We start from the raw sequence: 1,266 nt of genomic DNA on the forward strand, positions 1-1,266 counted from the left end.
AAATAACATAGCCGGACGAAGTTCAGCTGTAACATTCTTTGTAATCCCATCACTAGTTAATGCTTCTACATTCAACTGAACTTGATCACCAGTGTTGAGATTTAAATGCTTGTGGGAAACCATTAGAAAAGCTGTTGATGATAAAGGCTCGAATTCTGTATTAAGAAAAGCATCCACTTTCTTCTGGTACTTCTTTAGAGAGTCCTCTAAAACTAACTTTGCTTCTCTATAGGAAGTCTCAATTAATGCAGAACTTACCTCATCTCTCTTTTGCTCTAAAGTGCCTAACTTCGTTAAAATTTCTTTTGCCCTCATATTTCATCCTCCCTCTTGTATCGCATTCATTATAAGGATTTACAAAATTTTTTATTTAATTTTTTGTAGAATAATTCTAGCCTTTTGTATAGTCATATTGTTTAACTTCCCAAAAGGAAAGTTCTCTATATTCGAATATATGTTTTTTCGAATGATGCTGCCTTATTCATTGTTATTTTTTAAATGCAGGATGTTCTTGAATACTTCTTGTTGCTTTAGATTCATCTTCATTCAACTCAGTTGTATCTAGAGAGATATCTTTAGCTAAGCTAACTAACATGGTCATATATTCAACTTCCGCAAAGGATATGATAGAATTTTCACCTTTAGCATTTTTACGAATTATAGTAGTACCATTTTCTTGCCATTCCTTAAACTTACTTTGAAAAAAAACATCTGCTTCCTCTAAGCTAAGACCTTCAGTTAATTCTTGTGTCTCACTCTTTAATTTTTTTACTAATTTATCCTCCAACCAATCAACTTTCTTTGAATTTCCACTTTTAAAATAAAAGACTGCAGAAACGTTAAATTTATTTATTTTCATATTTAAATTCCTCCTAGATTATAATCTTTCATCTACACCTGATCTTACTCTAAAGCTTCAATAGGTTAATTAGTTTGATATGGAATTTATCCTTACAGTTATATATTTATAGTCGTTTTACTTAACTAGAATGTTGCGAACTTATTTCCTAATAATTAAAAACGAGCCAATATCATGAGAAGCATCTATAGGTATTGATATAGTTCCTTTAATATGAGAGTTACTTGATTTGCGAATTGAAATACTTCCCTCTAATCGCGATGCACTTGCTACATAAATAGAACTTTTTATTTCTTCAAACATACTCATTCTAATAATAGCAGTTCCACTAAGAGTATAACTCGCATACTGTCTTGTTAACATTGTAGACATTATTTGTGACATATCAGGGTACACCACTAAAATAT

Annotated in this window: 1 protein-coding gene and 2 pseudogenes; all 3 read right to left on the reverse strand. The window is 30.8% G+C overall.

The genetic code is table 11. The features are described from left to right. Positions 1-315: pseudogene (locus tag ABWK52_RS29005) on the reverse strand (hypothetical protein); the annotation flags it as partial. A 172-nt stretch (positions 316-487) separates the two neighbouring features. Then, positions 488-859, reverse strand: a complete 372-nt coding sequence (locus tag ABWK52_RS29010; protein WP_088047530.1) for a hypothetical protein — start codon at positions 857-859, stop codon at positions 488-490. Positions 860-1,000: 141 nt separating this feature from the next. Continuing rightward, a pseudogene (locus tag ABWK52_RS29015) lies at positions 1,001-1,266 on the reverse strand (hypothetical protein); the annotation flags it as partial.

The sequence above is a fragment of the Bacillus sp. AP50 genome (assembly GCF_040492675.1).
Classification (GTDB): Bacteria; Bacillota; Bacilli; order Bacillales; family Bacillaceae_G; genus Bacillus_A; species Bacillus_A cereus.

Bases quoted from the DNA above. Each gene is read 5' to 3' on its own strand.
- ABWK52_RS29010 (WP_088047530.1), bottom strand. From the start codon at position 859: ATGAAAATAAATAAATTTAACGTTTCTGCAGTCTTTTATTTTAAAAGT.